The sequence below is a fragment of the Rosenbergiella metrosideri genome, assembly GCF_022602565.1.
Classification (GTDB): Bacteria; Pseudomonadota; Gammaproteobacteria; order Enterobacterales; family Enterobacteriaceae; genus Rosenbergiella; species Rosenbergiella metrosideri.
The window spans coordinates 1-3,709 of record NZ_JALBCV010000034.1 but is presented as its reverse complement, the minus strand read 5'-3'; the positions used below and the strand labels follow the sequence as shown (position 1 = coordinate 3,709).

Here is a 3,709-nt window from a genome sequence, read left to right as displayed (position 1 = left end):
GAGAAGGATTCGAACCTTCGAAGTCTGTGACGGCAGATTTACAGTCTGCTCCCTTTGGCCGCTCGGGAACCCCACCTTAACTTGATTGGTGCCGACTACCGGAATCGAACTGGTGACCTACTGATTACAAGTCAGTTGCTCTACCTACTGAGCTAAGTCGGCATCAAGTTGAGGCGCATTCTATGGGGAGTTAGAAAATCATGCAACTAAAAAATTAAGTTTTTTTTTCGTTCGCTCACTCTTTATTCAAAATAAGCGATTTTAATGGTTTTTAGCCCAATAATTAATCAAAAATAGTGTTTTATGTGATTAGAAAATAGTAGTGATTCATCTATTGGAATGATTCAAAGGTATAGAAAAGCGCGTGATTTTTTTTTATCTATGCCTGAATAGATCGATCAATTTATACCTTTTTGTCTCATTTAACATACCAAAAATATAAATACATCATTGCATTAACATCTTTTTGCTTTGTGCTGCTCACTACTGGTGATAACCTCCAGAGATATAATTCTTTTAACTCCCTTAGTTAACTCATTTTCCGGAATTTTTTGCCGTAATGAGTTACGGATGTCAGACGTATAACTATGATTACAATCGATTCGTCACCTTTGACTTCAGCTTATTTGCATTTTGACCGCCAACATTGGGCAGCGTTACGTGAGTCGACACCTTTAGTCCTTAATGAGCAAGATATAGAACAATTAAAGGGGATTAACGAAGATCTATCCCTAAGTGAAGTGGCTGAGATATACCTCCCCCTCTCACGTTTACTGAATTTTTACATCAGCTCAAACCTCAACCACCAGAATGTGGTTAAGAAATTCCTCGGTACGGACCGCAAAAAAATACCTTATATCATTAGCATTGCCGGTAGCGTAGCGGTGGGGAAAAGCACGACTGCTCGTGTGCTGCAAGCTTTACTGAGTCGCTGGCCTGAACACCGAAAAGTCGAATTGATCACTACAGACGGTTTTCTTCATCCTAATGCACTCTTAAAAGAGCGCGGACTGATGAAGAAGAAAGGTTTTCCTCAATCATACGACATGCATCGCTTGGTAAATTTCGTTGCGGATATCAAGGCAGGCAAGGAGAAGCTTACTGTTCCGGTTTATTCTCATTTGACGTATGACATCATCCCTGAAGAACAAAAGGTCGTTGAGGCGCCGGATATCGTTATCCTTGAGGGATTAAATGTCTTACAAAGCGGAATGGATTATTCCCATGATCCCCATCGTGTCTTTGTTAGCGATTTTGTTGATTTTTCGATTTATGTCGATGCAGCGGAAGATTTGCTTAAACAGTGGTATATAAATCGTTTCCTACGATTCAGAGCAGGCGCTTTCAGCGATCCCAACTCTTATTTCCACCATTACTCGCAGCTGACCATTGAAGAGGCAAAGGGCATTGCCTCAACGCTCTGGGATGAAATCAATGGGCTTAACCTTCGTGAGAATATTTTACCCACTCGAGAGCGGGCGAACCTTATCTTATCAAAGAGCCATAAACATGCTGTGAGTACAGTGAGCTTACGTAAATAACGCTTAACAACTCAGTTGGCGGCTCTCAACGAAATCTCGCCGCCAACCCACGCTTTAATCTCATCTTCATGTTCAAGCAGGAGTGCACCAAATTCATTTATCCCTCGTTCAATACCGTGAATTTCCCTATCCCCTATGATGAGTTTTACCGGTTTATTGAGGAAATTATCTAAAGCATGCCAACGGGGGAGAAAAGGAACCATGCCTTGTGTTTCGAAGGTCCGCAAAGCAACACGTAGATTGGTAATAATTGCGGCGGATAGTGCATTTCTATCGGTAATAACACCCTCTTGGTAGAGGCTTGTCCAACTTTGGTCTATCGACGAAGTAGTATCTGGCTTCATCGCTATATTTATTCCTGCACCGATAACAATGTGTGCAACATCGCCAGTTTTTCCCGTCATTTCGACTAAAATGCCTGCGAGTTTTCTATTGTTGATATATAGGTCATTTGGCCATTTCACTTTAACGTCATGACAACCGAACTGCACTAATGTCTCCGCTATGACTATCCCCACGACTAGGCTTAACCCCATCGCGGCTGCAGGTCCTTGCTCTAAACGCCAGTACATTGATAAATAGAGATTAGCCCCAAAAGGCGAGAACCATTTCCCACCGCGCCTACCTCGACCAGCTTGTTGATATTCAGCAAGGCAAACATCGCCAGTCGTTAGCCTATCGATATTATCGAGTAAATATTGGTTGGTGGAATCAATAACAGGGATAACCTCAACATTTTCTGTGTGATACTGTTGAGAAATAACGTTCTCATCAAGAAGATTGATTGGTTCTGATAAGCAATATCCCTTGCCCGTCACCCGATAAGTACTAACGCCCCACGTTTCGAGAATTTTCAAATGCTGATTGATCGCCGCTCGACTCATACCAAGTTCTTGACCCAACTGTTCACCGGAATGGAATTCTCCATCGGCTAAAATAGCCATGATCTTCAATGTTACGCTGTAATCTTTCATGATAAGGTTTCCACTGCGTTAACTTCGCCCTGACGACCGATAAAACGTACCTCTGGCTCTAACCAAATAGCGAATTTATTAAATACAGTGTCACGAACATGTTTTGCCATGCTGACCAGATCTTCAGGCTGTGCATCACCCAAATTAATTAAGACTAATGCTTGTTGAGGATGTACCCCTGCATGATCAGCTGTATATCCTTTGAGTCCAGCCTGGTCAATTAACCAACCTGCTGCAACCTTCACTAAGTTACCACATTGTGGATAGAAGGGAGCATTCGGATAGTGACGTTTAATCGCCTCAGCATCTTGAGTCGAGACGATAGGGTTTTTAAAAAAGCTACCTGCGTTACCTATTTTGGCTGGGTCAGGTAACTTACTGCGACGTATCTCGCACACTTTATCAAATATTGCTTGTGGTGTTAGCAGAGGTGTCTCTGTTGAGTTAAGAGGTCCATAGGATAGGTTAGGCTGCCAATGCTTTGTTAAGCTAAAGCCTACTGCAGTAATGACATACCCTTGCTGATACTGGTGCTTGAAAATACTTTCTCGATAACCGAATAGGCACTCTTTGTTAGTTAATCTCATCGTCTTATTTCGATTAAGATCGAGAATATCTACGTATGCGCAAACATCTTTTAATTCGACACCGTAAGCGCCTATATTCTGTATGGGTGCTGATCCTACTGTTCCAGGGATCAGGGCTAAATTTTCTAGCCCCGCCATCCCTTCTTTCACAGTTAATGCCACAAACTCATGCCAATTCTCACCCGCCGCACAGTGAATAAGCCACTCTTCTTGGTTTTGCTCAATACTCATTCCCTTTAGCTGATTGACAACAACCGTACCGTCGAAGTCATCGAGGAACAGCATATTGCTACCTCCTCCAATCAGCAGCCACGGTTTATCTTGATTGGCTTGCCAGCTTTCAATAAGAGTTTCTGTATTGTGTGCATAGACAATACGTTCAGCACTCACAGAAAGGCCAAAAGTATTTAAGGATTTTAAAGAGGTCTGCGAACAAGTCATGGCTTCACCTTGATAGGATAATCACTGACTAGTTTACCTGATTTAGTGGGATTTTTTTCAATAAACGCGATAAGAACTTGGCGTTTTTGTAACGCAAAAAGGCCATCCGTGAGGATGGCCTTTTCGACTTATTGGATGCCTGGCAGTTCCCTACTCTCGCATGGGG

At 42.6% G+C, this 3,709-nt stretch carries 3 protein-coding genes and 1 tRNA gene; 1 reads left to right on the top strand and 3 read right to left on the bottom strand.

All coding sequences use genetic code 11. The features are described from left to right. Positions 1 to 86: 86 nt before the first annotated feature. Positions 87 to 162 (bottom strand) — tRNA-Thr (locus MKR94_RS16250). A gap of 425 nt (positions 163 to 587) precedes the next feature. On the opposite strand from MKR94_RS16250, the gene coaA reads away from it, so the two are divergent. Then, entirely contained in the window at positions 588 to 1,541 is a 954-nt protein-coding gene (coaA, locus tag MKR94_RS16245; protein WP_241647862.1) for a type I pantothenate kinase, read from the top strand. Between the two features lie 11 nt (positions 1,542 to 1,552). On the opposite strand, the gene birA is transcribed toward coaA, so the two are convergent. Together birA and murB are read right to left on the bottom strand one after the other, a co-directional pair. Continuing rightward, complete coding sequence (birA, locus tag MKR94_RS16240; RefSeq protein ID WP_241647861.1) at positions 1,553 to 2,515, bottom strand: bifunctional biotin--[acetyl-CoA-carboxylase] ligase/biotin operon repressor BirA; 963 nt, start codon at positions 2,513 to 2,515, stop codon at positions 1,553 to 1,555. After that, the gene (gene murB / locus MKR94_RS16235) at positions 2,512 to 3,543 is read right to left on the bottom strand and encodes a UDP-N-acetylmuramate dehydrogenase (protein ID WP_241647860.1); all 1,032 of its coding nucleotides are present in this window, start codon (positions 3,541 to 3,543) and stop codon (positions 2,512 to 2,514) included. Before murB ends, birA begins: the two co-directional genes overlap by 4 nt. Between the last annotated feature and the right edge of the window lie 166 nt (positions 3,544 to 3,709).

What these genes read in the sequence shown, in the direction of transcription:
- coaA (WP_241647862.1), top strand. Translation starts at nt 588, where the DNA reads ATGATTACAATCGATTCGTCACCTTTGACTTCAGCTTATTTGCATTTT.
- birA (WP_241647861.1), bottom strand. Translation starts at nt 2,515, where the DNA reads ATGAAAGATTACAGCGTAACATTGAAGATCATGGCTATTTTAGCCGAT.
- murB (WP_241647860.1), bottom strand. Translation starts at nt 3,543, where the DNA reads ATGACTTGTTCGCAGACCTCTTTAAAATCCTTAAATACTTTTGGCCTT.